The organism is Microbacterium sp. RG1 (genome assembly GCF_005347485.1).
Lineage (GTDB): Bacteria > Actinomycetota > Actinomycetes > Actinomycetales > Microbacteriaceae > Microbacterium > Microbacterium binotii_A.
The window spans coordinates 2,717,511-2,743,350 of record NZ_CP034121.1 but is presented as its reverse complement, the minus strand read 5'-3'; the positions used below and the strand labels follow the sequence as shown (position 1 = coordinate 2,743,350).

The 25,840-nt window shown below is 69.7% G+C and carries 28 protein-coding genes; 5 read left to right on the top strand and 23 right to left on the bottom strand.

The window, feature by feature from the left end; translation table 11 throughout:
• Positions 1 to 68: 68 nt before the first annotated feature.
• Entirely contained in the window at positions 69 to 662 is a 594-nt protein-coding gene (locus EHF32_RS13375; RefSeq protein ID WP_161594118.1) for an ECF transporter S component, read from the top strand.
• Here EHF32_RS13375 and EHF32_RS13370 read toward each other — a convergent pair.
• The gene (locus EHF32_RS13370; RefSeq protein WP_161594117.1) at positions 611 to 1,291 is read right to left on the bottom strand and encodes a TetR/AcrR family transcriptional regulator; all 681 of its coding nucleotides are present in this window, start codon (positions 1,289 to 1,291) and stop codon (positions 611 to 613) included. The two genes, EHF32_RS13375 and EHF32_RS13370, sit on opposite strands and share 52 nt — an antisense overlap.
• A gap of 223 nt (positions 1,292 to 1,514) precedes the next feature.
• On the opposite strand from EHF32_RS13370, the gene EHF32_RS13365 reads away from it, so the two are divergent.
• On the top strand, positions 1,515 to 1,862 hold the full coding sequence (locus EHF32_RS13365) for a DUF4870 domain-containing protein (RefSeq protein ID WP_137418640.1): 348 nt from the start codon (positions 1,515 to 1,517) through the stop codon (positions 1,860 to 1,862).
• Between the two features lie 30 nt (positions 1,863 to 1,892).
• Here EHF32_RS13365 and EHF32_RS13360 read toward each other — a convergent pair whose 3' ends face one another.
• Positions 1,893 to 2,870: a helix-turn-helix domain-containing protein gene (locus EHF32_RS13360; protein WP_137418639.1), complete on the bottom strand. Its 978-nt coding sequence runs from the start codon at positions 2,868 to 2,870 to the stop codon at positions 1,893 to 1,895.
• 86 nt (positions 2,871 to 2,956) lie between these two features.
• Here EHF32_RS13360 and EHF32_RS13355 point away from each other — a divergent pair, with 86 nt between their 5' ends.
• Entirely contained in the window at positions 2,957 to 3,226 is a 270-nt protein-coding gene (locus EHF32_RS13355) for a hypothetical protein (RefSeq protein WP_137418638.1), read from the top strand.
• 27 nt (positions 3,227 to 3,253) lie between these two features.
• On the opposite strand, the gene EHF32_RS13350 is transcribed toward EHF32_RS13355, so the two are convergent.
• Together EHF32_RS13350 and EHF32_RS13345 are read right to left on the bottom strand one after the other, a co-directional pair.
• On the bottom strand, positions 3,254 to 4,369 hold the full coding sequence (locus tag EHF32_RS13350; protein ID WP_137419251.1) for a glycosyltransferase family 4 protein: 1,116 nt from the start codon (positions 4,367 to 4,369) through the stop codon (positions 3,254 to 3,256).
• 14 nt (positions 4,370 to 4,383) lie between these two features.
• Complete coding sequence (locus tag EHF32_RS13345; RefSeq protein WP_238343713.1) at positions 4,384 to 5,601, bottom strand: glycosyltransferase; 1,218 nt, start codon at positions 5,599 to 5,601, stop codon at positions 4,384 to 4,386.
• Positions 5,602 to 5,710: 109 nt separating this feature from the next.
• Between EHF32_RS13345 and EHF32_RS13340 the strand changes: the two genes are divergently transcribed.
• Positions 5,711 to 6,304, top strand: coding sequence for a hypothetical protein (locus EHF32_RS13340; RefSeq protein WP_137418636.1), 594 nt, complete (start codon positions 5,711 to 5,713; stop codon positions 6,302 to 6,304).
• A 32-nt stretch (positions 6,305 to 6,336) separates the two neighbouring features.
• Here the strand turns inward: EHF32_RS13340 and EHF32_RS13335 are convergent, their stop codons facing one another.
• The 16 genes from EHF32_RS13335 to EHF32_RS13260 form a co-directional block, all read right to left on the bottom strand.
• Positions 6,337 to 8,454, bottom strand: coding sequence for an ABC transporter ATP-binding protein (locus EHF32_RS13335; RefSeq protein ID WP_137418635.1), 2,118 nt, complete (start codon positions 8,452 to 8,454; stop codon positions 6,337 to 6,339).
• Positions 8,451 to 10,178 (bottom strand): ABC transporter ATP-binding protein, encoded by a 1,728-nt coding sequence (locus EHF32_RS13330; RefSeq protein ID WP_137418634.1) that lies wholly within the window; start codon positions 10,176 to 10,178, stop codon positions 8,451 to 8,453. Before EHF32_RS13330 ends, EHF32_RS13335 begins: the two co-directional genes overlap by 4 nt.
• 91 nt (positions 10,179 to 10,269) lie before the next feature.
• Positions 10,270 to 11,043, bottom strand: a complete 774-nt coding sequence (locus EHF32_RS13325) for a potassium channel family protein (RefSeq protein ID WP_137418633.1) — start codon at positions 11,041 to 11,043, stop codon at positions 10,270 to 10,272.
• Between the two features lie 29 nt (positions 11,044 to 11,072).
• Positions 11,073 to 12,704 (bottom strand): fucose isomerase, encoded by a 1,632-nt coding sequence (locus tag EHF32_RS13320; RefSeq protein WP_137418632.1) that lies wholly within the window; start codon positions 12,702 to 12,704, stop codon positions 11,073 to 11,075.
• Complete coding sequence (locus tag EHF32_RS13315; protein WP_238343712.1) at positions 12,701 to 13,606, bottom strand: ribokinase; 906 nt, start codon at positions 13,604 to 13,606, stop codon at positions 12,701 to 12,703. Before EHF32_RS13315 ends, EHF32_RS13320 begins: the two co-directional genes overlap by 4 nt.
• Before the next feature lie 7 nt (positions 13,607 to 13,613).
• Entirely contained in the window at positions 13,614 to 14,483 is an 870-nt protein-coding gene (locus EHF32_RS13310; protein ID WP_137418631.1) for a dihydrodipicolinate synthase family protein, read from the bottom strand.
• Between the two features lie 35 nt (positions 14,484 to 14,518).
• The gene (locus tag EHF32_RS13305) at positions 14,519 to 15,256 is read right to left on the bottom strand and encodes an SDR family oxidoreductase (RefSeq protein ID WP_137418630.1); all 738 of its coding nucleotides are present in this window, start codon (positions 15,254 to 15,256) and stop codon (positions 14,519 to 14,521) included.
• 1 nt (position 15,257) lies between these two features.
• Positions 15,258 to 16,151 (bottom strand): carbohydrate ABC transporter permease, encoded by an 894-nt coding sequence (locus EHF32_RS13300; RefSeq protein WP_137418629.1) that lies wholly within the window; start codon positions 16,149 to 16,151, stop codon positions 15,258 to 15,260.
• Positions 16,148 to 17,074, bottom strand: a complete 927-nt coding sequence (locus EHF32_RS13295) for a carbohydrate ABC transporter permease (protein ID WP_238343711.1) — start codon at positions 17,072 to 17,074, stop codon at positions 16,148 to 16,150. Before EHF32_RS13295 ends, EHF32_RS13300 begins: the two co-directional genes overlap by 4 nt.
• Before the next feature lie 56 nt (positions 17,075 to 17,130).
• On the bottom strand, positions 17,131 to 18,438 hold the full coding sequence (locus EHF32_RS13290; protein ID WP_137418628.1) for an ABC transporter substrate-binding protein: 1,308 nt from the start codon (positions 18,436 to 18,438) through the stop codon (positions 17,131 to 17,133).
• A 41-nt stretch (positions 18,439 to 18,479) separates the two neighbouring features.
• The gene (locus tag EHF32_RS13285) at positions 18,480 to 19,472 is read right to left on the bottom strand and encodes a phosphoglycerate dehydrogenase (RefSeq protein WP_137418627.1); all 993 of its coding nucleotides are present in this window, start codon (positions 19,470 to 19,472) and stop codon (positions 18,480 to 18,482) included.
• A gap of 148 nt (positions 19,473 to 19,620) precedes the next feature.
• Complete coding sequence (locus EHF32_RS13280; RefSeq protein ID WP_137418626.1) at positions 19,621 to 20,280, bottom strand: GntR family transcriptional regulator; 660 nt, start codon at positions 20,278 to 20,280, stop codon at positions 19,621 to 19,623.
• 86 nt (positions 20,281 to 20,366) lie between these two features.
• A complete protein-coding gene (locus tag EHF32_RS13275; RefSeq protein ID WP_137418625.1) occupies positions 20,367 to 20,570 on the bottom strand; it encodes a ferredoxin in 204 nt (67 codons plus the stop codon).
• The gene (locus tag EHF32_RS13270) at positions 20,567 to 21,763 is read right to left on the bottom strand and encodes an NADH-ubiquinone oxidoreductase-F iron-sulfur binding region domain-containing protein (RefSeq protein WP_161594116.1); all 1,197 of its coding nucleotides are present in this window, start codon (positions 21,761 to 21,763) and stop codon (positions 20,567 to 20,569) included. Before EHF32_RS13270 ends, EHF32_RS13275 begins: the two co-directional genes overlap by 4 nt.
• Entirely contained in the window at positions 21,760 to 22,356 is a 597-nt protein-coding gene (locus EHF32_RS13265; RefSeq protein WP_137418623.1) for a ferric reductase-like transmembrane domain-containing protein, read from the bottom strand. Before EHF32_RS13265 ends, EHF32_RS13270 begins: the two co-directional genes overlap by 4 nt.
• The gene (locus tag EHF32_RS13260) at positions 22,349 to 23,266 is read right to left on the bottom strand and encodes an FAD:protein FMN transferase (protein WP_137418622.1); all 918 of its coding nucleotides are present in this window, start codon (positions 23,264 to 23,266) and stop codon (positions 22,349 to 22,351) included. The genes EHF32_RS13265 and EHF32_RS13260 overlap by 8 nt, the downstream gene beginning before the upstream one ends.
• A 35-nt stretch (positions 23,267 to 23,301) precedes the next feature.
• Between EHF32_RS13260 and EHF32_RS15810 the strand changes: the two genes are divergently transcribed.
• A complete protein-coding gene (locus tag EHF32_RS15810; RefSeq protein ID WP_161594115.1) occupies positions 23,302 to 23,733 on the top strand; it encodes a hypothetical protein in 432 nt (143 codons plus the stop codon).
• A 4-nt stretch (positions 23,734 to 23,737) separates the two neighbouring features.
• On the opposite strand, the gene EHF32_RS13255 is transcribed toward EHF32_RS15810, so the two are convergent.
• From EHF32_RS13255 to EHF32_RS13245, 3 genes are all read right to left on the bottom strand, one after another.
• Positions 23,738 to 24,181 (bottom strand): heat shock protein transcriptional repressor HspR, encoded by a 444-nt coding sequence (locus EHF32_RS13255; protein WP_137418621.1) that lies wholly within the window; start codon positions 24,179 to 24,181, stop codon positions 23,738 to 23,740.
• Between the two features lie 82 nt (positions 24,182 to 24,263).
• Positions 24,264 to 25,256, bottom strand: coding sequence for a DnaJ C-terminal domain-containing protein (locus tag EHF32_RS13250; RefSeq protein WP_137418620.1), 993 nt, complete (start codon positions 25,254 to 25,256; stop codon positions 24,264 to 24,266).
• A gap of 9 nt (positions 25,257 to 25,265) precedes the next feature.
• Positions 25,266 to 25,838: a nucleotide exchange factor GrpE gene (locus tag EHF32_RS13245; protein ID WP_137418619.1), complete on the bottom strand. Its 573-nt coding sequence runs from the start codon at positions 25,836 to 25,838 to the stop codon at positions 25,266 to 25,268.
• Between the last annotated feature and the right edge of the window lie 2 nt (positions 25,839 to 25,840).

The following is a 25,840-nucleotide window of genomic DNA, read 5'->3' as shown; positions in this document are numbered from 1 at the left end:
AGGTGCGAGCAGATGAGCGTTCGTCACGAAGCCGCCGACGCGGCCACCGGAACGGCTACGGTGCTGCGGTGATCCGCCGAGCCTCGCGCACCCTTCTGCCGACCCGCGTGCTCCTCACCTGCGCCGCCATCGCGGCGGCCAGCACGGTGCTGCTGACGGTCACGAACCTCGCCGCCAAGCTGCTGATCCCGGCCTTCCCGCCGTCGGCATACGTCCTCGCCGGACTCTGGGTCGTGCCGGCGACGCTCGCACTGGCGCTCCTCCGCCGCCCGGGCGTCGGTGTTCTCACGGGCCTCATCGTGGGACTCGTGATGACGCCCTTCAGTCCACAGGGCGCGTCCGTCATCCTGGCGACGCTGTGGTGGTCCGCGGCCTGCGAGCTGCCGTTCCTCCTCGCGCGCTACCGCCGCTGGACGCTCCCGTTGCACGTCGGCGGCGGCATCGTCGCGGGGCTGGTGAGCATCGCCGTGTCGTTCACGACCGGCGTGCTGACGGTCATGCCGCTCGCCGCGCAGATCGTCACCATCGGGCTCTCTCTCGTGTCACCCGCGGTGGCCGCAGCCTCCTGCGCGGCCGTGGCGCGGCGCCTGCGGCACGCCGGCGTGGGCGGTCAGTCCGCCGCGAGCGGCGGCGTGTCAGCGCGCGGCAAGCCCTCCGCCTGAGCGAAGGCGGCCGCCGCCTCCCGCATCCCGAGCCGCACGGCCAGGTGCAGCGTCTCCGGGTCGCCCGCCGCATCTCGCTGGAACGCCGCGAGCACGAGGGCGTCGACCACCACGAACGCGCGCCCGAGCGCTGCGCGCGCATGCGGTGTGAGCGCCACGGCCTCTTGATGCTCGAGCGCGGCCACGACGTCGTCGAGGATCGTGAGGTCGGCGGGCGCATCCCGCGCCGGGATGTCCACGAGCAGCCATCCCGCGGTGCGGATCGCTCGGAACGACGGGATGGTGCGGTACGCCGTGAGAAGCGACCGCACCAGAGCGTGGAATACGCTCTGTGCGTCCGCGTGCGGCTGAGCGAGGGCCGTGGCGATGAGCCGCCGCAGCAGCTGGAAGTTGCGTTCACCGAGCGCGACGATGACGGCTCTGGCGTCCGGGAAGTAGCGGTAGACGGTGCCGACCGAGGTGTGCGCCTCCTCTGCGACGAGGGCGGGCGTGAGCTCGATCGATCCCACCCGGTCGACGACGGATGCGGCAGCGCGCAGCAGTCCCTCCACCCGCTCGTTCGAGCGCTCCTGCACGGGAAGCCGCCGCAGGCGGGTGACCGGCGTCGGCCGGCTCAGACTGTGGGGCATGCGGGCCTCCTCCCTTCGCCGCGGTGGTGCGCGATCACGACGATGGGCGGTCCCATCCGCTTCCGATGCTCGCGCTCCGACACCGCGGACGTCAATCCTGCGGGGCCGGAGGTGACGATCACTCAGCGATGGGCCACCGGCCCGCCGATGGGACCGTACTCTCGCGTCGGCCCGCCACCCGTCGGGCGCACCCGCATCCGTCATCCGAGAGGACCATCCCCCCATGACCTCCACGCCCCAACCCACCGTCGAAACCGGCTCCACCTCGCACAGCGCGGCCGTGCTGACGCATCTGGGCGGCATCCTGTTCTCGTTCGTGCCGAGCCTCGTCGTCTTCCTCGTCCAGCGCGGTACGGGCTCGAACCTCTACGAGCAGGCCAAAGAGGCGCTCAACCTGCAGATCACGGTCTTCCTCGGGATCGTCGCGGCCGGCATCCTGGCGTTCGTCATCAACGTGCCCGTCGGCGGTCTCGTATGGATCGTCGGCGTGATCTTCGCCGTGATCGGCGCGCGCGCCGCCGCCAAGGGCGAGCTGTACCGCAACCGCAGCATCCTGCGCCTGATCAGCTGAGGCGCAGCGGCCTGCCGTTCAGCGCGGCGATCATGCGACGGCGGCGACCGCCTCATCGGCTGGACACGCGAACCGGGCACGGTAGGCGGTCGGCGTCGTCGACAGCACGCGCGTGAAGTTCTGCCGCAGCACGGCCGCGGATCCGAACCCGCACTCCGCAGCGATGCGGTCGAGCCCGTAGTCGGTCTGCTCGAGCAGGCGCTGCGCGTGGAGCACCCGCTGGCGGGCGAGCCAGGATGCCGGCGTGGCGCCCAGGTCGGCTTTGAAGCGCCGCGCGAAGGTGCGGGGCGACATGTGCGCCTTCGCCGCGAGCTGCTCGACCGACAGTTCCTGACGCAGGTTCTGCACCATCCACTCCGTCACCGGGGCGAGCGAGAGCGACGCCGTCTGCGCGAGAGGTCGCGAGATGAACTGCGCCTGGCCGCCCTCCCGTTGCGGGGCCACGACCATGCGGCGCGCGATCGTGTTGGTCATCTCTGCACCGAGCTCCTGTCGAAGCAGGTGCAGGCACGCGTCCAATCCTGCCGCCGTCCCCGCGCTCGTGATGACCTTGCCGTCCTGCACGTAGAGCACGTCCGGGTCGATGTCGAGGCTCGGGTACATCTCGGACATCCGGTCGGTGTACTTCCAGTGCGTCGTCGCGCGGCGTCCGTCGAGAACACCGGATGCGGCGAGCACGAACGACCCGCTGCACACGCTCAGCAGCCAGGCGTTGCGGCGCTCCGCGCGGCGCAGCACGTCTGCGAGTCGCGCGTCGATCGTGCCCCAGGTGTCGCGCGGGACGGGTGTGACCACGACGAGGTCGGCCTCGTCGGCGAAGGTGAGGTCGTGCTCGACGTTGATCGAGAAGCCGAGGTTGGACATGATCGCGCCCGGTTCGATGGCGCAGACGCGGAAGTCGAACATCGGGATGCCGTCGTCGGTGCGATCGAGGCCGAACGCCTCGCATGCGAGTCCGAATTCGAACGGGGTGAACCCGTTCTGGACGACGACGGCGACGGTTCTCATGAGCCCTCCGTGGTTGGCAGGATTGATGCGCTCATGGGCAATTCTGCCAGTCGTGGCACGATCTCACAACACGTAGCTTTTCTGCCATGATCGCACTCATCGTCCTCGGCATCCTCTCGATCGTGGCCATCGTCGCCACCGTCATCGCCGTCGCGCGAGACGGTTACGGCCCGGTGCGCACCGACTGGAGCCGCCTCCCGGACCGCGACGACCCCGTCGCCCCCTCATCCTCCGTGGCCCCCTCGACCAGCGACGCACCTTCGACCCGCGTTCGAGGGACACGAGTCGCGACCACGGCGCCCGAAACATCGCACGTCGCGTCCCTCGACCACGTCAGCACCGCCGCCCGCGCGTAATTCCGGGACCGACCGCCGGGATGCGGCTCAGTCGCGCGCGGCGCGGGGGTGCGGGGTCATCGCGCGCACGGTGTCGAGCAGGATGCGGGCCGACCGCCCCCAGGAGAACCGCGCCACGTGCTCCCGTCCGGCGGCGATGGTCGCGGCGCGCACGTCGGCATCGTCCAGCTCGGCGACGGCCGCGGCGAACGCCCGCGGATCGTGCGGATCGACGTACAGGGCGCCGTCTCCGGCCACCTCGCGGAAGATCTCGAGGTCGGTGACGACGGCGGGAACGCCCAGCTCCAGCGCCTCGGCGATGGGCAGGCCATAGCCCTCGTCGAGGCTGGTGGTCGCGAGCACCGCCCGGTCCGCGAGGAGGCGTGCGTACTCCTCGTCGCTCACTCCGTTGTGGAACACGATGTCGGCGCCGTCGGGGGTGATCGCCTCGAGCTCGGCGCGACGCTCGGTCGAGATGCGACTGAGCAGGTGCAGGGTGCGTCCGGGGAGCCCCGCCATCGCGCGCACGAGGTTCGCCACGTTCTTGTACGGCATGAACGAGCCCATGTAGACGACATTGCGCACGGGGCCGCTCGCGTCGACCGCGACACCGTCGAGACGGTCGGCGAGGCGCTGCGGCGCGTTCGGGATCACGACCACGGGGCGCGACGTGAGTCTCACGGCCGCGAACTGCCGCTTGCTCGTCTCACTGACCGTGGCGACCACATCCGCCGCGTTGAGCGTCAGACGCTGCGGAAGGTAGCTGAGGTGGAACAGGCGCCAGCCGAGCCGCACGGGGGCGGGCAGGTCCTTCGGCGGCGTGCGGTGGCGGTAGTAGATCGTGTCGTGCAGCGTGAGGATGACACGGAATCGACGTCCACCGGCACCGATGGTCTGCATCGGGGAGAAGACGACATCCGGCGCGAAGCGGTTGAGCAGCCGTGCGGTGAAGGGCTCACGCCACGAGGTCGGCGCATGGATGGCGAGCGTCTGCGCACCGTCCGGCAGCAGCGGGATCTGCCGGGCGTCGTGCACGAGGAAGGTGACCTCGACGCCCGCATCCGCCGCGGCCGACGACACCGCGGCCGCGAGCTCCGCGGAGTAGCGGCTGATGCCGTCGTGGAAGTCCGTGCGGATGTACCGCGCGTCGAAGAACAGCCGCAGCGGCTCGGCTGCCGTCACGGCGCGACCGGCTGGCCCCGGTAGAGCTTCTCGAAGGTGTCGAGGGTGCGCGCGATGTCGTGGATCTCGACACCCTTCAGCGACGCCTCCTGCATCGCGCGATACTCCTCCGGGGATGCGGTGAGCACCCGCGTGAGCTTCTCGGCGAGATCGTCGGCGTTCTGCGGCCGGAACAGCCAGCCGTTCTCGCCGTCGTGCACGAGGTGGGGCAGCGCGAGCGCGTCGGCGGCCACGACGGGAAGACCCGACGCCATCGCCTCCATGGTCGCGATCGACTGGAGCTCCGCGATCGAGGGCATCGCGAACACCGTCGCGCGAGTGAGGATGCGGCGCAGCTCCTCCTCTTCCACACGACCGTGGAACGTCACACGATCGGCGAGACCCAGCTGCTGCACGAGCGCGTCCAGCGACTTGCGCTGGTCACCACCGCCGACGACCTCGACGGTGGCGTTGAGCGCCGGGTCGAGCTTGGTCACGGCCTGCAGCAGGGTGTCGACGTGCTTCTCGGTGGTGAGGCGCCCGACGAACAGGATGCGGTTCTCGTCGCGCGGCGACAGATCGGCCGTGTACCCGGAGGCGTCGATGCCGCAACTGATCGGGATCACGCCGTGGATGTCGATCGTGGCCTCGAGGAAGTCGGCCGCACGGCGCGTGGGGGTCGTGACCGCGCGCGCCATGTGGAAGGTGCGCGACGCGTCGTCCCACGCGAGCTTGACGAAGACCTTGTCGAGCACGGGCGGCAGCGTCGTGAAGTCGAGGATGTTCTCGGCCATGACGTGGTTGGTGGCGACGACCGGGATGCCGCGCTTACGCGCCTCGCGCGCGAGGCCGCGACCGATGACGATGTGCGACTGGATGTGCACGATGTCCGGCTTCACGCTGTCGAGCACCTGACGCGCGTAGTGCTTCGAGCGCCACGGCCAGACGAAACGGAGCCAGTCGTGCGGCTTCCAGCGCACAGCGGGCAGGCGGTGCACCGTGATCGGCACGCCCTCGATGATCTCGGTGGCCGGCGGGTACGTGCGGTACTTGAGGCCGGGAGCGACGACGTGCACATCGTGGCCGCGGCTCGCGAGACCGGCGGCGAGCCGCTCGGCGAAACGCGCGGCCCCGTTCACGTCGGGTGCGAACGTGTCGCAGCCGATGACGATCGTGAGGGGGCGTTCGGTATCCGGCGCCGGTTCGGGGACATCGGGCGTCGAGGGGGTAGTCACGTGTGGTGGCTGCCTCTCTGGGGGGGTCGTTTGCGGGGTGCGCAGGCATCCCGAGTCTACCGGAGCCCTCCCGAGCGCCACCGAGGCACCCCGCCCTACGCTGGTTGTCATGATGCGATTGCAGGCCGACGCCGATGAGACCCAGTGGGTCGCCGTCACCGAATCGTTGGGGTTGCGCGGCCGTCGTCACCGCAAGAAGGCGCTGCGGATGCTGATGGCACAGGGCTCGCTCGCCACCGGCGCCGAGCAGCGCACCGGCAGCGGTTTCGCGGCCTGGCTCGTGAGCCAGGCGACGCCGTTGCTCATGAGGCGTGCCGCCGGACGCGTCCTGGCGTGGATGTGGCGCGCCGACCCCGAACTCGTCGTCGTGCTCGCGCAGGTGCAGGAGGCGACCCCGCAGTTGCGGACCGCCCGCGCCATGATGCCGATGGAGTACGACGACACCGAGGATTTCCGCAATCCGCACCTCGGTACGGGTGAACGACTGCTGATGGACCTGCCGTCGAACCCGAAGGCGCCGCCGTTCGCGACCTACACGTGGGACATCGGCACGCACCTCGTCACGCTGACCGCGGTCTTCGGCGACCGCGAGCGGGTGAAGACCGCGGTCCCGGCCGTGGATGCCCTCGCCCGCACGCTGCGAGCGGTCGACGACCTGCCGATCGGCGAGTCGCCCGACATCCTGCGCATCGACCCGGCCTGACCGCCCGGTCGCGACGGACCGGGCGGTCAGACTCAGCTGGAGGGAACGCCCGGCGCGGGCGGCGCCGACGGCGGGACCGGGGCCGAGGGAACGTCTTCGGCGGTCACCGACTCGGCCGCCGCATCCGCCGTCGCCTCCGGAGCCGCGGGCGGCTCCTCGACCAGCTCCGTCGCCGCCTGCTCGAACTGCGAGCGGTACAGACGCCAGTAGGCGCCCTCGGCGGCGATGAGCTGCTCGTGCGTGCCCTGTTCGACGATGTCGCCGTGCTCCATCACGAGGATGAGGTCGGCGTCGCGGATCGTCGAGAGCCGGTGCGCAATCACGAACGAGGTGCGCCCCTCCCGCAGCGCCGCCATCGCGTGCTGCAGCAGCAGCTCGGTACGGGTGTCGACCGAGCTGGTGGCCTCGTCGAGGATCAACACCTCGGGACGCGCCACGAACGCCCGGGCGATCGTGATGAGCTGCTTCTCTCCCGCAGAGACGTTCGCCGCATCCTCATCGAGCACCGTGTCGTACCCGTCCGGGAGGGTCTGCACGAACGGATCGACGCGTGTCGCGACGGCGGCCTCGACCACCTCTTCGTCGGTGGCGTCGGCGCGCCCGTAGCGGATGTTCTCGCGGATCGACCCCGCGAACAGCCACGGGTCCTGGAGCACCATGCCGGTGCGCGAGCGCACATCGTTGCGGGTGAGTTCGGCGATGTCCTGCCCGTCGAGGAGGATGCGGCCGCCGTCGAGCTCGTAGAAGCGCATGATCAGGTTGACCAGCGTGGTCTTACCGGCGCCGGTGGGTCCGACGATCGCCACCGTCTGTCCCGGCTCGACGCGGAACGACAGGTCGGTGATGAGCGGCTTGTCGGGCGAGTACGAGAACGCGACGTTCTGGAACTCGATGACTCCGCGGCCTCCCGCGGGTGCGGGTGCGTCGTCGGAGTCGGGCTCCTGTTCCTCGGCGTCGAGCAGATCGAACACGCGCTCCGCGGATGCGGTGCCCGACTGGATGACGGCCGCCATCCCACCCAGCTCCGACAGCGGCTGCGTGAACTGCTGCGAGTACTGGATGAACGCCTGCACGTCACCGAGACGCAGCTGCCCCGACGCCACCATCAGCGCACCGAGCACCGCGATGCCCACGTAGGTGAGGTTCCCGACGAACATCATGCCCGGCATGATGATGCCCGACAGGAACTGCGCACGGAAGCTCGCGCGATACAGCTCCTCGTTCTCGGCCTGGAACTTCTCGCGCGCATCCGCCTCGCGGCCGTAGACCTTGACGAGAGCGTGGCCCGAGAAGGACTCCTCGACGCGGGCGTTGAGCCGGCCGACCTTGCGCCACTGCAGCGCGAAGGACTTCTGCGACTTCGGCCCGATGACGCCGAAGATGACCGCCATGAGCGGCAGCGAGACGAGCGCCACGAGGGCGAGCTGCCACGAGATGGAGAACATCATCACGAGCACGCCGACGACCGTCAGAACCGATGTCACCACAGTCGAGAGCGACTGCTGCATCGTCTGGGTGATGTTGTCGATGTCGTTCGTGACGCGGGAGATGAGCTCGCCGCGCTGTACGCGGTCGAAGTACGACAGCGGCAGGCGGTTGATCTTCGCCTCGACGGATTCACGCAGGCGCCACATGGTGCGCACCATGATCACGTTGATGACGTAGCCCTGGAACCAGGTGAGCACGGCGGAGGCGATGTAGATCGCCAGGGCCGCCATGGTGACCACCCGCAGTCGCTCGAAGTCGATGCCCGCGCCCACCGCGAAGTTCGGCATGGCCCCGACGATGTTGGCGATGTCCCCCTGCCCCGCCGCCTGCAGCGCGGCGACCACGTCGGCCTGCGAGGTGCCCGCGGGGAACTGGCCCCCGAGGCCGGCGGACACGACGCCCTCGAAGATGACGTTGGTCGCCTCACCGAGCACGCGCGGGGCGATGACGGCCAGCACGACGCCGGCGGCGCCCGCCAGGGAGACGAGAGTGAAGGCGACGGCGTGCGGCTTCAGCAGCCCGATGAGCCGCAGGAACGACTTTCCGAAGTTCGCGGCCTTGCCGGGTGCGACGGAGTCCCAGCTGCCCGAGTTCTGGCGTGCCTGTTCGGCGAGCTCCAGCTCGAGGCGCTCTTCTTCCGTCAGGGCGTCGGGAGTGCTCATGCGTCCACCCCCAGCTGCGATTCGACGATCTCGCGGTACGTGTCGTTGTCGGCGAGCAGCTCCTCGTGCGTTCCCACACCGACCATGCGACCGCCGTCGAGCACGACGATGCGGTCGGCGCCCGTGACCGTCGAGATCCGCTGCGCGACGACGACCTTTGTGACGTCGGGCAGGCGTTCCCAGAGCGCGTGGCGCAGCCGCGCATCGGTGCGCAGGTCGAGTGCGGAGAACGAATCGTCGAACACGAACAGGTCGGGGCGGTGCACGATCGCCCGCGCGATCGCGAGGCGCTGACGCTGGCCGCCCGAGACGTTCGTGCCGCCCTGCGCGATGGTCGCCTCGAGACCGCCGGACATCTCGGAGACGAAGTCCCTCGCCTGGGCGATCTCGAGCGCCTCCCACAGCTCGTCGTCGCTCGCATCCTCACGACCGAAGCGGAGGTTTGAGGCGACGGTGCCGGTGAACAGGAACGGACGTTGCGGCACGAGGCCGATGCCCTTCCAGAGCAGATCGAGATCCGCCTCGCGCACATCGACGCCCGCCACCCGCACGGCACCGCCCGTGACGTCGAACAGTCGCGGGATGAGCGAGACGAGCGTGGACTTGCCGGAGCCGGTCGAACCGACGATCGCGACCGTTTCGCCCCGCGCCGCGCGGAACGAGATGCCCTGCAGCACGGGAGCGTTCGCGCCCGGGTAGCTGAACGACACGTCGTCGAGCTCGAGGGCCCCGGGCGCGGGGAAGACCGTCACGGGCCGCACCGGTCGGGCGAGCCCTCCCTCGGCGTCGAGCACCTCGCCGATGCGCTCGGCCGACACCGCTGCGCGCGGGATCATGATCGTCATGAAGCTCGCCATGAGCACGCCCATGAGGATCTGCCCGACGTACTGCATGAAGGCGAAGAGCGTTCCGACCTCGACGCCCCCGGCATCGATCTGACGGCCGCCGAACCAGATCACTCCGACGACCGTGACGTTCAGCACCAGCATCGCGAGCGGGAACAGGAGGACGAAGAGCGATCCGACCTTGCGTCCGATGACCATGATGTCGGTGTTCGCGAGACGGAAGCGCTCGGCCTCGATCGACTCGCGCACGAACGCACGCACGACGCGCACGCCCGTCAGCTGCTCGCGCATGACGCGGTTGACGGCGTCGAGCTTCTTCTGGAACTGCCGGAACAGCGGCACCATGCGGGCGATGATGAGCCCCGCCACGATCAGCAGCGCGGGCACCGCCACCGCGATCAGCCAGCTCAGCCCCACATCCTGCTGCACCGCCATCACGATGCCGCCGATGGCCAGCAGGGGGGCGGTGACGAGCATCGTGGAGCCCATCATCGCGAGCATCTGCACCTGCTGGACGTCGTTGGTGTTGCGGGTGATGAGCGAGCCCGGGCCGAACTGCGACACCTCGCGCTCGGAGAAGCCGCTGACCTTCTGGAACACGTCACGACGGATGTCGCGGCCGGCCGACATCGCGGCACGGGCGGCGAAGAAGGTGGCGATGACGGATGCGGTGATCTGCCCGAGCGAGATCACCAGCATGATCGTGCCGGTCGACCAGATGTAGCCGGTGTCGCCGCGGGCCACGCCGTTGTCGATGATGTCGGCGTTCAGACGCGGCAGGTAGAGCGACGCCATGGCGGAGGCGAACTGGAAGACCAGCAGAGCCAGCAGCCACCAACGATAGGGCGCGAGATATCGCAGCAGGAGTTTTACGAGCACGGTGCCTCCCCAGGCAGGGCGCGGTTCACACGCCGTGCACAGAGTAGGCCGGAGCTCCGACACCCCGCATCCACCGCGGGGAGGATTTCGCTCAGGGCGTGGACTTCTCCGCCGCGGCGAGCGCCGCGCGGGCTGCGGCGAGCTCCTGCTCGAGCCGCGCGACGTCGGCCCGGGTGGCGGGCAGCTGCTCCTGATGGCCGCGGGTGACGCGCTCCATGACCCACGACGAGAAGGTGGCGACGATGAGGCCGACGAGCACGACGCCGCCCACCATGAGCGCCACCGCGACCGTGCGCCCCGGCACGGTGACGGGGGTGAAGTCCCCGTAGCCCACCGTCGTCACGGTACAGAACGCCCACCACACCGCATCCCCGAAGCTCCGGATGTTGCTGCCCGCCGCGTGACGTTCCACATTGAGCACGGCGAGGGCCGCGGTCCAAATCAGCAGCAGCGCGGCCGCGATGCCGTACACCAGCATCCGCGCGCGGAGCGAGCTGGCGGCGGTGCGGGTGAAGGAAGGAATGCGCGTGAGCGCCCCGAGCAGACGGATCGGCCGCAGGATCGGCAGGAGCGCCACGGCGAGATCGAACAGGTGCGTGCGGAACCACCGCCACTTCGGACGCGACATCGCCAGACGCACGAGGTAGTCGCCGATGAACATCACCCAGGTGATCGTGAGGATCGACGAGGTGATGATCGCGGCGACCCCCGACACGTCGGCGATGACGTGCACCGTCTGGGTCAGGATGAACACGAGCGCCGCGATCGTCAGCGGCCAGTACGTCATCCGCTCCCACCGCGCCGTCGCTGCGGTCTCACCGCGCGGGTTCACCCCCGCGCCGCGCTGCTGCCCATCCCCGTGCACACCTGCACTCTAGAGCGCACCCGCCCGCCTCACACCGCGACGTCACCGACCAGGTTGACCCGGATGCCCATCGCGTCGAAGGCCGCGGCCTTCGCGATGAGCGCACGGTCGGCCGTCTCGGCGTCCGGCGCGTAGACGACCTGCGCGTGGTTCGCCTTGTGCCGGGCCATGAACTGGTCGCGGCCGATGCCGTGCAGCACGACGTGGGCGATCGGCCACTCAGGGTTCGTCGCCTCCTTGCGCCGGCGGGTCTCCTCCTCGGGCAGCTCCACCGCGCTCGCCCGGAAGATGTCTGCCTGCAGCACACCCTCGGCGATGAAGACGCGCGAGACGACGAGCTCGCCCGGCTTGCTCACGCCGTTGATCGTCGCGCCGCCCGCGGGGAAGAAGACGTGCCCCTGCCGCCAGCCCTCGGCCTTGTCCCAGCCACCGAGGTGGGATGCGGGAACGGATCCCGAGATCTCGTAGACCCACACGAACTCGCCGTCGAACTCCTCGCCCCACCGCACATCGTGCAGCGTGTTGTCGGGCACGAGGCCCATCGCGCGCCACACACGGTCGGTCACGAGCGCGTCGACCGCGACGCCTTCGTCGGCCTCGTTGAAATGCGGCAGCGCCCGCCCCGCGTGCAGTTCACGGCGTCCGTCGCGAGAGAACACCGGCGGGCGCTCGCTCGTGTTGAGGATGCCCTCGGCGAGATCGGATGCGGGAACGAGATCCTTGAGGCCCTGCTGGTACTGGATGCCGACCGCATCCAGTCCGAAGTCGTCCGCGATGCGCAGGGCGGCGATGTACATCTTCAGCTGCCACTGGACCTGTTCGCGGGTGAGCTCGGTGGCCGGATCCTCGCCGAAGCGGAACGTCATCCCCCGCTCGATCAGCCAGTCGAAGGCTGCTTCGGCGTCCGCATCCGTGACCGCGAGCATCTCGGCGTAGAGCGCGGACTGTGACAGACGCTCCTTGTAGATGCCGGTCGGGTTGAGCAGCTCGTCGTCGAAGATCGCGTTGTACATGCCCATGCACCCCTCGTCGAAGACGCCGATGATGGCCTTCTCCTCGCGCAGTTGCCGGCCGATCGCCTCGCCGAGCTCCCGCTCCGGGCTCTCGGGCAGCAGCGGCAGCGGCCGGACGTGGGAGGTGTCATGGGTGATGCGGCCGGTGCGCGTCCACTCGAGAAGCCCCTCGCGGAACCAGTCGTCGGCGAAGTCGACCGACCAGATCGTGGCGTAGGGCGTGCCCATCTTCGTGAGGCCCGCGTTCAGCCCCAGCAGCCCCACGAGGCCCGGCCACTCCCCGGCGAAGTTCGCGACCGTGAGGATCGGCCCGTGGTGGGTGCGCAGCCCCGCGAGCACGTGGTGCGAGTACTGCCACACCGCTTCGGCGACGATGAGCGGAGCCTCGGCGGGGATGCTCTTGAACACCTCCATGCCCATGCGCTGGCTCGAGATGAAGCCGTGGCCGGTCGCGGGGTCGACATCGTTGGCCCTGACCACGCTCCAGCCGAGGTCGCCGAGCACGCGGGTCACGGCGGCCTCCAGCTCGACCTGCGCGGGCCAGCCGGCGACGTTCGCCGACTCGCGGAGGTCGCCCGACGAGATCAGGTACGCGGTGCGCGGCGGCGCCACGGGAGCGGCGGGTGCGGTGGGGAGGGTGTAGGTCATGATCGATCTCCTTGCAGAGCGGTGAGGATGTCGGCGCGGTGCGGCATCGACGCCGCGGCCCCCGGACGGGTGACGGTGAGAGCGGCCGCGGCGGATGCGGCCTCGAGTGAGGAGTGGAGCGTGGCGCCGGCGGCGAGCCAGGCGATCAGCACGCCGGCGAAGGTGTCGCCTGCGCCGGTGGTGTCGACGGCTGCGACAGGACGCGCGGCCACGGTGGCCGTGACCTCGCCGCCCTGCGCGACAAGCGCACCCGCGGCACCGAGGGTCACGACGACCGTCCCGGCGGTACGGCTGAGCATGCGCCCGGCGCCCGCCGCATCCGCGTCGCCGCTCAATGCGGCGGCCTCGTGTTCGTTGACCAGAAGGATGTCGCTCAGCGAGACCAGTTCGTCGATGTGGGAATCGGGCACGGGCGCGGGCGTCAGAACCGTCGTCACGCCGTGTCCGCGTGCCCACCGCATCGCCTCGAGCACCAGCGAGACCGGCCGCTCCAGCTGGACGATGAGGTGGCCGGCGCCGGCGATCGCGGCCCGGTCCGAGTCGGAGAGCCGGTCGCCGCCGTTCGCGCCCGCGACGACGACGATCGCGTTCTCGCCGTCGTCGGTGACCGTGATGGCGGCGATCCCGGTGGGCTCCGCGCTGGCCACGAGTCCCGCTGCGTCGATCCCCTGCGCGAGGAGGAAGCCGCGCAGGCGTCCGCCGAACTCGTCCGCGCCGACCGCGCCGAGGAAGCAGACGCCCGCCCCGGCGCGCGCGGCGGCGACCGCCTGATTCAGCCCCTTGCCGCCCGGCCCGGTCGCGAACGACGACCCGCTGACCGTCTCCCCCGGACGCACCGCGGATGCGACCCGGACGACGAGGTCCATGTTGGCACTGCCGAGCACGGCGATCGACGAAGCCACGGCGGGCTCAGCGGTACGTCGCGATGACGCGCTCGATCTCGGCGAGCGCCGCCCCGTCGGGCTGCACGAGAGCCATGCGGCAGGTGCCGTCGGCGACGCCCATCGACCGGTAGGCCGCCTTCATCCGGGCCATGTCTCCGCCGATGACCGCGACGATGTCGTCGACGGCCGCCTGCGCATCCGCGATCTTCTCGGCGTCGCCCGTGTCCGCCGCGGTGGCGAGCGCCCGGAACGGCTTCGGCAGCACGGAGGAGACGCCGGAGACGACGCCCTGCGCGCCGACCTGACCGGCGGCCACGAGGTCCTTGTCGGCACCGGTGTAGAGGATGAAGTCGCTCGGCACGGCCGCGCGGTACGCGGCGAGCTCCTCGAGGCTGAGCTCGCTGACCTTGGCCCCCACCACGGCAGGAAGCTCGGCGAGGCGCGCCAGCAGCTCGGGGCTCACGGTGATGCCGCTGCGTCGCGGATAGATGTAGACGTAGAGGGTGCCGTCGCCGACCGCCTCGGCGACCTGAACGAAGTAGTCGTACACCGCCGACTCGGCAGCGGGCAGGTAGTAGGGCGTGAGGGCGGCGAACTCGGTGACGCCCGCATCCTTCGCGATCCTCACGCGCCGAACGGCCTCGTAGGCGCTCGGCTGGCCGACGTGGGCGATGACACGCATGCGACCCGCGAGCTCCTCGACCGCGGTGCGGATGAGCTGTGCGAACTCGTCGTCGTCGACCGCGGGGAACTCGCCCGTGGTGCCCAGCACGAAGGCGCCCTCGTTGCCGGACTCGCCGACGTACCGGAAGATCGAGCGGCTGCCGTCGAGATCCAGCGAGCCGTCGGCGTGGAAGCTGGTGGGGATGGCGGTCACGATGTCGCGACGGGTCATGTCGATGCCTTTCGAGAGGATGCGGAGCGAGCCGCTCACGCGTAGGAGGTGTTGGCGGTGGGGGTCAGGACCAGCTCGTTCACGCAGACGCGCGCGGGCTGGCGGGCGATCCAGGCGACGGTCTCGCCCACGTCGTCGGGCGCGAGCATGAGGGCGCGCGCCTCGGCGGAGGGCGGGTTCGGCCGGGTGTCGAGGATGTCGGTGGCCACCTCGCCTGGACACAGATGCGTGGCACGGATGCCGTGCAGCCGCTCCTGCGCATTCAGGGTCTCCGCCATCACGCCGAGCGAGGTCTTGCTCATGGCGTAGGCGGCGCCCGCGCCGGGCGAGTGGCGCCACGCGGCCCAGGATGAGACGAGCACGACGAGTCCCACGCCGGCCGACCGCATCCCGGGCAGCACCGCGTGGACCGTGCGCACCGCACCCTGGAGGTTCACGTCCATGACGTGCGCGATGTCGGTCGCCGAGACCCGGTCCCAGAAGCGTCCGGCGACGTTCGTGCCCGCGCAGTAGACCAGGGTGTCGATGTGGCCGTGTGCCTCGGCCAGGCGCGCAGCCGCATCCTGGACGGCGTCGTCGTCGGTGACGTCGAGCACGAGGGCGGATGCGGCGCCGCCGCTCTGATGGACGGCGTCGAGGGTCGCGTCCAGTTCTGCCGCCCGGCGGCCCGACACGACGACGTGGAAGCCGTCGCGGGCAAGCGCCTGGGCGGCGGCGCGGCCTATGCCGGTTCCGCCTCCGACGACCCATGCGGTCCGTGTTGCCTCGCCCATCTCAGCCCTTCGTGGCGCCGGCGGTCAGACCGCTGACGACGTAGCGCTGCGCGAACAGGGCCACGATCATGACCGGCACCGTGATGACCACCGCGGCGGCCATGAGCCCGCCCCAATCCACCGACGCGTAGCTCGTGAAGTTCACGATCGCGACCGGCAGCGTGCGAGTTGACTGGCTGGAGAGCACCAGCGCGAACAGGAAGTTGTTCCAGCTGAAGATGAACGACAGGATCGACGCGGTCGCGATGCCGGGCAGCGACAGGGGGAGCACGACGCGCACGAAGGCGCCGATCTTGCTCGAGCCGTCGATCTGCGCGGCCTCCTCGAGCTCCGTCGGGATGCCGTCGAAGAAGCTCGACATGATCGCCACCACGAGCGGCATCGTCACGAACAGGTGCGTGAGGATCAGCACCGTGTAGCTGCCGACGAGCTGCACCTGCGAGAACAGGAAGTACCACGGGATCAGCAGGCTGACACCGGGGATCACACGCGCCATCAGCAGGAAGCCGGTCGTGCTGCGCACCTTGTACCGGGCGATGCCGTAGGCCGCCGGCACCCCGATCACGAGCGCGAGCAGGGTGGCCCCGACGCCGACCAGCAGGCTGTTGCCGATGACCGGCAGGAAGTTCTGCACCGTGAAGACGGTCTCGTAGTTCTTGAGCGTCGGCTCGAACGCGAACATCTTGTCCGGGTTCACGACGTCGAGATTGCGCTTGAAGCTGGCCAGCAGCATCCACACGAGCGGCACGAGGAAGGCGAGCACGACGAGGACGATTCCGACGATGCGCGCGGTCTGCCCGGCGATGTCGATCGGGCGACGCGGGCGACGCTTGGGGGCGGCAGCGCGACGGCCGCGACGGCCGACGGGCTGGACGAGGGCGCGGGTCTCACTCATACCCGGGTTCCTTTCTTGCGAAGGATCGCGAGGGCCAGCAGCACCACCACGATCAGCAGGAAGAAGAGGATCAGCAGCGCCGATGCCTTGCCGTACTGCGAGAACTGGAAGGCCTGGCCGTACGCGAGGATGTTGAGCGTCTCGGCCTCATGGCTCGAGCCGCCTCCGATGCCCTTCGTGGCGTAGATGATGTCGAAGGTCTTCATCGCATCGATGGAGCGGAGGATGGCGGCCGCGCCGATCACGGGGGCGAGCAGCGGCAGGGTGATGTGACGGAAGCGCTGCCACGCGTTGGCGCCATCCACCCGCGCGGCCTCGTCGGGCTCCTCCGGCAGCGTCGACAGGCCGGCGAGGAGGATCAGGATGACCATCGGCGTCCACTGCCAGACGTCGATGAACACGAGGGTGTTCAACGCGGTCGAGGGGTCGCTCAACCAGCCTTGGCGCGGAAGGCCGAGGAACTGCATCACGCTGTTGGCGAAGCCGATGGACGGCTCGAAGATCAGCAGCCACATCATGCCGACCGCGACGGGTGTGGCAACCAGCGGCAGCAGGATGAACACGCGCACCAGGCCCTGACCGCGGAAGGTCTTGCGCAGCAGGAGCGCGATCGCGAGGCCCAGGATGAGCTCGATGCCCAGCGCCACGATCGTGAAGTAGGCCGTGCGACCGACGGCCGGCCAGAAGCGGTCGGTGTCGCTGAGCCAGGTGACGTAGTTGTCGAGGCCGACGAACGAGAAGGGGCGGGTGACGGCGCCCGCCGAGTCGGTGAGGGAGAGGAAGACCGTGTAACCGATCGGGAAGGCGATCAGCAGCGCGATGAACAGCACCGACGGGACGATCAGGATCCACTTCAGACGAGCGTCGATCCAGTTGAGTGCGCGGTTGCCGAACGTCGACCTGCGCGCGGTGAGCGAGGACACGGAGCCTCCTTGGTCCGGGGTGGCCCCGGGCGGCGAGCGCCGCCCGGGGCCTGAGATCACTTCTCGGAGTCGAGCAGTTCCTGGAACTGCGTGTTCGCGGTCTTGGCGGCGTCTGCGACGTCGCCCCCCTCGATCGCGGTGATGGCGGGACCGCCCACGATCTCGCGGGCCGCGGCGACCTGCTCCAGCTGCGGACGGTCATGGCCGACGCCGTGGTCGCCCACGTTCTGGATGATCTCGACGAGACCGGCGGGGAAGGATGCGGTGGCCTCCGCGTCGTTCCATGCGGACTCACGCGCGCCGGGAACCGTCTCGTTGGCCAGCAGCCACTTGGTGTTCTCCTCGTTGGTCACCCACTTGATGAACTCCCATGCGGCCTCCTTCTTCTTGGAGAAGGCGTTGATGCCGATGGTCTGCGGGACGATGTTGTAGAACTTCGAGCCGGCCGGCCCCTCGGGGAACTGCGCGAAGCCGACCGTGTCGACGACGGCGCTGTTGTCGGCGTCCAGGAAGGTGTACGCCTGGCTGTCGGCGTCGATGTAGAACGCCGCCTTGCCCTGCGCGAAGAGGGCGGATGCCTCGACCCAGCCCATGTTGGTGGCTCCGGGAGGGCCCGACTCGCGCAGCAGGTCGCCGTAGAACTCGTAGGCCTTCTTCGCCTCCGGAGTGTCGACGCTGGCGTTGCCGTCCTCGTCCTGGAAGTCGCCGCCGAAGCTGTAGAGGAACGACGACAGCTGGGTGACCAGCGGCACGCGGGAGCCGCGCATGGCGATTCCGTACATCCCGTTGTCCGGGTCGTTGAGCGCGGCGGCTGCCGACTTCAGCTCGTCGAGCGTCTTGGGCACGGGGATGCCCGCGGCCTCGAGCAGGTCGGTGCGGTAGTAGACGATCTGACGCTCGGTCATGACGGGAACGCCGTAGACGACTCCGTCGAGCTCCACCGCGTCACGGGCGGCGGACTGGAAGTCCTCCCAGTTCCAGTCGGCGTCGCTCTCGACCTGCTCGGTCATGTCGGTGAGCCAGCCGTTGCGCGAGAACTCGCGCATGACGTCCTGCACCTGGAAGGCCATGACGTCGAAGTCGGCGGACTGTGCGTTGAGCTTGACCTTGTAGTTGTCGTTGAGCTGCTCGTTGCCGTAGGCCTCGATGTTGACCTTGACGCCAGTCTCCTGCTCGTACTGGGTGCCGAGGGTCTTCAGGCCTTCGACCCAGGGGCTGTTGGCGGCGACGACCGTGATCTCGGAGACGTCGGCGGAGTCGCCCGCGTCGCCTGTGCCGCCCGCGCAGGCGGTGAGGCCCAGGGCCGCGACGGCGCCGGCGGCGAGACCGATGACCAGCCGACGGGGTCTGCGTGTCGTGAACATCGTTGTTCCTTTCAGGAGGTGGGTGGTGCGTGGGATTCGGGTCAGACAGCGAGGGCGGCCGGAACGCGGCCCGCGAAGACGTCGACGATGGCCTGCGCGGTGGCGAGGCCGATGCGCTCGTACGCCTCCGCACTGTCGGCGGCCGCGTGGGGGGCGACGACGACATTGGGGAAGGAGAAGAGGGGGTTGTCCGCGGCGACGGGCTCCACCTCGAACACGTCCAGTCCTACCCCGCCGATGCGCCCGGACGCGAGTCCGCGCACCAGCGCCGCCTCGTCGACCAGGCCGCCGCGGCTCGTGTTGATGAGAAGGGTGCCGGGACGCATCGCGGCGATCAGCTCGTCGTCGACCGTGTGGTGGGTGTCGGGCGTGTGCGGGGCATGCACCGAGACGATGTCGACGTCGCGCACGACATCCGTGACGCGGTCGACGATGCACACGCCCAGTCGCTCGGCCGCCTGGCGGTCGGCGAACGGGTCGAAGGCCACGAGGTCGACGTCGAAGCCGGCGAGGCGGCGGGCGACGGTCTGCGCGATGGCACCGAAGCCGATGAGGCCGATGCTCTTTCCCGCAAGCTCGCGGCCGACGTAGCGATCCCATCGGCCGTTCTTCGTCGCTGCGTCGAGCTCGGGGATGCGCCGCAGCAGCGCCAGCATGAAGCCGATCGCCAGTTCGGCGACCGCCGCGGCGTTGCCGCCGGGGACGTTCACGACGCGGATGTCGCGGGCGCGGGCTGCGTCGAGGTCGATGTTGTCGAGTCCCACGCCGAGGCGCGAGATGATCTGCAGCCGGCCGGCGCGGTCGAGGGCGTCGGCGTCGTAGACCTCGACGCCGGCGACGGCGGCGTCCGCATCCGCGATGCGTGCGTGCAGTTCTTCGGACGTCCACGGCACGGTGGACTCGTTCTCGATGAGCGTGAAGCCGTGCTCGAGAAGCAGCGCACGGCCGGAGGCGCAGAGGGCCGGGTAGCGGACCGGTCCGACGATGACGGTGCGACCTGCACCCACCGGTGCGGTCGAATCGTGTCCTGCCATCTGGGAGCCCCTCCTCGAAACGGGTCAGGGCTGCTCCAGGCGGAGCGACCGGTCACCGTTGAACGATCTGTTTTCTGTTAACAGTCAACATAGGACAGTGTGAGGGCCGTGTCAAATACCCGCCTGGCGGGTATCGACGGCGGAAGCGTCAGTGAGCAGCGTCGGGCAGGCTGCGCAGGGCGTCGCGCACGTGGCCCTTGGCGAGCGTGAGATGAAGGTGCAGCCGCTTGACGGCGGCGTCGGCATCACCGGTGCGGATCACATCGAGAAAGCCCTGATGATCGGCGGTTGCCGATGCGATGTCGCTCGTGTCGCTGAGCTCGAAGAGGATGGCGAAGATGCGCTGGTACGGGCGCCAGGCCTCCATCAACCGACGGTTGCGCGCGTTGACGTAGAAGCTCGTGTGGAACTGCATGTCCGCATCCGCGAAGCGCTCGCCGTCATTGCTCTCGGCGGCGGCGGCCATGTCGTCGACGATCGCCTGGACCCGGTCCCAGTCCTTCGAACTGGCGTTGGCGATGGCGAGGCGGATGGCGAGGGACTCGAGCACCTCGCGCAGCATGTACAGCTCCTCGATGTCGGTCATGCCGACGGCGCGGGTGTAGATCCGTTTGCGGCGGTCTTCGACCAGACCCTCCGCCTCCAGGTGGCGCAAGGCATCGCGCACCGGACCACGGCTGACGTCGAAGCGCGTGGCAAGGGCGTCCTCGGCGAGGTGCGTGTCGGCGGGGATGATCCCCTTGATGATCTCGACGCGAAGCCGATGGGCTATCTGGTCACCCATCGCAAGGGGGCGGAGATCGGACACGAGCACCTCACTGTCGTCGGTTAACAGTCAGCGTTGCACCGCGCTTGTGCGCGGGTCAAATCGCGATCCGCACCGGTCGGCCGCCGTCAGTCTTGAATCCTCAACGCCATCCTCGGACAGAGCGCCACGGCCTCTCGCGCGTCGCGCAGACGATCCGTCGGCACGACGACATCGCTCCCACCCTCACCGAGGGGATATCCCCAGTCGTCGCTGCGAAGGATCCCCTCGAGCAGTTCGGTGCACCCGCCGCGTCCCCGACAGGCCGTCCAATCAATGTGCAGACGTGTCATCGCGCATCCACTCCCTGCCGAACGAAGCAGAGGCCACGCGCATGAGCCGCCGCGTCGTCGGCGAAGACCCGCAAGGCGGAGCCCATCATGCGGATGGAGCCGTCCGGGTGGTGGCACGCACCCCGGCCCGCCACCAGTCCCGCGAGTCGCGAGAGCTCGGCCCGCGTGTCGACGCCGGAGCCCAGCGCCTCCCAGGCGTGGGAGACGGCGGGTAGACCGTTGGCGCAGGGGCCGCATTGACCAGCGGACGCATCGGCGAGGACACGCAGGATGTCGCCGGTGACCGCGATGCCGCAGTGCTCCGACCCGATCGCGTGCAGGATGCCGGCGCCCACGGCCGCACCGTGCGGCGCAAGTCCGGTCGGCGACAGAGGTGCGTCCAGAGCCGACTGCCCCACCCATGCGCCGTGGTATCCGCCGACCAGAACGGCATTGACGTCGGAGATCTCGGCCGCCTCGAGCAGCGCCCGCAGGGGGGTGCCTCCCACCGTCTCGAAGACGACAGGAGACCGCGAGGGGCCGCTGACGCTGACCAGACGGGTTCCCGGCTCGTCGGCGGTGCCCACCGACCGGAAGTGGTCCGCCCCGACGCGCACGATCAGGCCGATCGCGGCGAGCGTTTCGACGTTCTGCACGAGAGTCGGTGCGCGATGCAGGCCGCGAACGGCCAAACGCTCTCGCCGATCGACGGGGACGGGCCGCCCGCCGCGCAGCGAAGCGACGAGGGCCGAGGCCTCACCACCGACGAAACCGCCGGCCGCCGCGCGCAGCTCGACGTACCCCGCGTCCGGGCGCTCATCGAGCGCCCGGCGCATCTGCGGCATCACCTTCTCGTCGACGACGAGGTGCACGGCCCGGGCATCCAGTGCAGCGGCGCACGCCAGGAGCCCATCGAGCACGAGGTGCGGCGACGACGTCAGCAGGACCGCATCCTTGGCACTCAGCGCCTCTCCCTCGGAGCCGTTTGCGATGATGACGGGCCGGCCATGCCGCGCGCTCGATCTGGCCACGGCCGCGAGCTTGCGCTCAACCGGGAACCCGGCGCCACCTCGACCCGTCAACCCCGCCCGACCGACTTCTGCGATGAGGGCCTCGGACGAGAGCAGAGGAAGCGCACCGTGGTGTGCGAGGTGATCGTCCCAACGCGGTGTCGCGACCGCCAGAAGGCGTGGGGAGGGCATCGTCGTCGTCATCGGACCGTCTCCAGTCTGCGGCGCGCGACCGGCGACGTCTCGGACGCACCGGCGTAAGCGGTGCCGGTGCGTCGGAAGCGAGGCGACAGCCGCCACGCAACGGCGACACCGACAGCCGAGGCGCATACTCCCGCCAGCGCGATGAACCAGGCCTGCGTTCCGTCGGTGCCAGCTCCGATCGCGTGGGCGAGCGAGATCGGCCAGAGCAGATACGTACCGAAGTGCACAACACGGAACGCCCGAGATCCGATCCGGTGTCGAAGCAACGCGGTCGCGATGACGGCGATCACGAGGTCCACGGCCACGGTCCCCAGACCCAGCCAGAACGGCCGATAGGTCGCGAGGAAGGGGACGAGAAGATCGACCAGGTTGAGCTGTGCGTAGCTGTCGAAGAGCAAGCTGACGATGTGGATGCCGATGAAGACGGTCGCCATCAGCGCGACGTCACGGTGGAGACGCGCGATCCCGAAACGGGGCAGACCGACCGCCGCCCGACCGCCGCGGACGACGATCCCGAGCACGACGGCGAGCGTGAACAGGACCAGTCCCACGACACCCGTGCCTCGTCCGAGCGCCCAGAGCGCCTCATCCATGACGCACCTGCATCTCCTGCTCCACCGGCCACCCGCCGACAACGCGCACCCGACCGGTCTCATCGACGAGCCGCGCCGCGCCGCGCCCCTTCAGCCACGACAACGCCTCGGCGCCGCGGACGATGGATGCGGTGGCCAGCGCATTGGCGACGAAGCAGCTCTCGGCGGCGACGGTGACCGTGCGCCAGTACTCGCCGGCGGGGAGCCCCGTGCGCGGGTCCACGATGTGGTGCATACTGCGTCCGCCGCGCCGCCAGCGACGATGCAGAGTGCTGGATGTCGCGAGTCCAGTGCCCGCACGCAGACGCACGGTCGCGGCCGGCTCGTCCGGGCCGTCTTGCACGAGGACGTGCCAGCCGCCTTCGGGTTCGGGCCCCGCGGTCGCGATATCGCCTCCGAGCGACAACAGAACGCTGCACTCCAACTCTTCGGCGATGGTCGCCGCGACCCGATCGGCGGCGACGGCTTTGGCCGTGGCGCCCAGATCGAGCGCGAGATGGGGGGCGACGGTCAGCACATCGCCGACGAGGGAGACACTCCGCCACCCCGGCCGTGTGTGAACGACAGCTCGGACGAGCTCGCCCTGATCCTCGATCAGCTCGATGTCGCGATCGTAGCCGAGACGGTTCAGGGTGTGACCGAGGGTGGGATCGACGAGGCCGTCGGTGAGAAGCGCCGCATCGATGCCTCGCCCCACCAGCAGGGCCAGCAGCGGGCTCACCCTCACTCCGCTGGGCGCGGAACCTGCGACGCGGTTGAGCTCGGAGTCGGCACGGAACCGGCTCGCGACTTCGTCGATGCGGGCGAGCTCGCGATCCGCTATGGCGGTCGCCGCTTCGAGACGGTCCGCCGGCTCGACCACGAGGCGGGCGGTCGTAGACCACAGCTGCCATCCGGATACGGCACGCATCCCGTCACGATCCCTTGCTGGTCGCGTCGGTGGACGTGGACGTGGAGCCTGAGACGCTCGACTGCGTCGCGGAGGATGAGGAGCCCGAGGAGGTGGAGGACCCCGAGGTCGAGGAGGTCGCGGATCCGGTCGAGCTGCTGCCGGAGGTGGTCGCGGCGTCGGAGCTCGTCGACGCGTCCGAGCCCGTGGTGGATCCGGTCGTCGCGCTCGCGTCGCTCGTCTGCGACGACGTCACGCTGGTGGTCTCCTCCGCGACGGCGTCATCGGAGAACGACGCGATGGCGAATACGGATCCGAGGATGCTGGCGATCGCCACCGTTGCCGAGGCGATCCTGGTTCGCAGGCGTCCCTTGTGTGTTGCGGTCATCTCCGCCTCCCTTCCACACCCCCATGGTGCGAAAGGAACCGTCGCGGATGCCCTGCGCCCGCCGACCGCCGCTACAGCGCGTTCTCTGTGTTTGCTATGACGAATCAGTCCGCGGGAGGCAGTTCGCGGCGGGGTCTCCAGACCACGATCTCGGTGGAGCGACGCACACGTGTGCCCGAGCGCAGCGGGACCACGGAGCCCGAGGGGCCGGCCGCGAACACGCGTGCTCCGGGCCGCCGCTCGAGCTCAGCGCGCATCGCGTTCTCGAGATCCCGCACGCGGCCGTGAAGCTCCCGCACGCGGTTCTCGAGCTCGATGATGCGGGCGATGGCGGGCAGGCTCATGCCGTCCGCCGACAGGCGCGAGACCTCGCGCAGCTGTTCGATGTGACGCACCGAGTACCGGCGCGATCCACCCTTCGTGCGTCCGGGCACGACCAGCCCCAGCCGGTCGTACTGCCGCAGGGTCTGCGGGTGCATGCCGGCGAGTTCCGCGGCCGTCGCGATCGCGAACACCGGCGCCTCGTCGTCGATCTCGTTCTCGTCCATCCCGCTCACCTCCTTGCCCCGATCATCTCGTCGTCCGCGGGTGCCGCATCCGGATTCGGATGCGGCACCCGCGGATCGTTCGTCAGTTGCGCGCCTTGGCCATCAGCTCGGCGCGCGGGTTCTCCTTGGGCTCCAGCTCCTGGAAGCGTTCGAGCGCTTCCTTGGCCGCGTCGTCGAGGTGGGCGGGAACCGCCACCTGCACTTCGGCGAGCAGATCGCCCGTGCCCTTCTGGGTGTGGACGCCGCGACCTTTGACCCGAAGGACCCGGCCGGACGGCGTGCCCGGAGCCACCCGCAGGCGCACCGGGTCGCCACCCAGGGTGGGGACCTCGATCGTCGCGCCCAGCACGGCCTCGGTGAAGGTGATCGGCACGGTCAGGCGCAGATTGAGCCCGTCGCGCGTGAAGACCGGATGCGGCCGCACCGAGACCTGCACGACGATGTCGCCGGCCTCGCCGCCGTCGGGCGAGGGGCGCCCGCGGCCGCGGAGTCGGATCTTCTGCCCGTCGGCGACACCGGCGGGGATCTTCACCTTGAACGGCTTGCCGTCCTCGCCCTGGAGCGTGATGGTCTCGCCGCCCACGGCCGTCGCGAAATCGAGCGTCGTGCGGGCCGTGACGTCGGCGCCCTTGGTGGGCCCGCCGAAGCCGCGGTAGCCGCCCGAGGTCTGCCCGAAGCGGCCGGATCCGAACGAACTCGATCCGCCGCGGTCGAACATCGTGAAGAAGTCCTCGAAGCCGCCCGCGTCGAACTGGCTGCCGCCACGGCCCTGGCCGAAGCGCGAGAACACGTCCTCGAAGCCGCCAGCGCCCGCGCCGCCCGCGGTGAAGCGGGCGCCGGAGCCCATGGCGCGCATCTGGTCGTACTCCTCGCGCTGCTCCTTGTCACTGAGCACCGAGTACGCCTCGCTGATCTCCTTGAAGCGTGCCTCTGCCGCCGCATCCCCGGGGTTCGAATCCGGATGGTACTGGCGGGCGAGCTTGCGGTACGTCTTCTTCAGATCGGCGTCGGAGACGTCCTTCGCGACGCCGAGCACCGCGTAGAAGTCCTTGTCGAACCAGTCCTGACTGGCCACGTTCTCCTCCTAGTCCGCCGGCACGGCGACCACGACCTTCGCGGGGCGCAGCTCGACGGAGCCGAGTCGGTAACCGACCTCGACCACCTCGAGGATCGTCGCCTCGGTCTGACCGGGTGTCGGCTGCTGGAAGATCGCCTCGTGCTGCTGCGGGTCGAACGCCTCGCCGGCCGCCCCGTAGGTGACCAGGCCCATGCGCTCGGCCACGCCCCGCAGCTTCTCTGCGATCGCTGCGAACGGGGTGCCCTCGGCGAGGTCGCCGTGCTTGGCAGCGCGGTCGAGATCGTCGAGCACGGGCAGCAGGTTTTTGGCCACCGAGCCCTTCGCGCGCTCGATCTCCACCTCCCGCTGCTCCTCGGTGCGACGCCGGTAGTTGGCGTACTCAGCCTGCAGGCGCTTGAGATCTCCCAGCAGGTCGGGGTCCTCGGCAGCCGCATCCGCGTTCTGCTCGGCACCCAGGATGTCGTCGACCGTCAGCTCCGGCTCCTGCGAAGCGGGGTCGGAGGCGTGCGCCTCCGACCCCTCCTCGCCGGGCCGAACCTCGTCGCCGTCGTCCGGCTGTTCGAAGTTCTTGTCCGTCATGG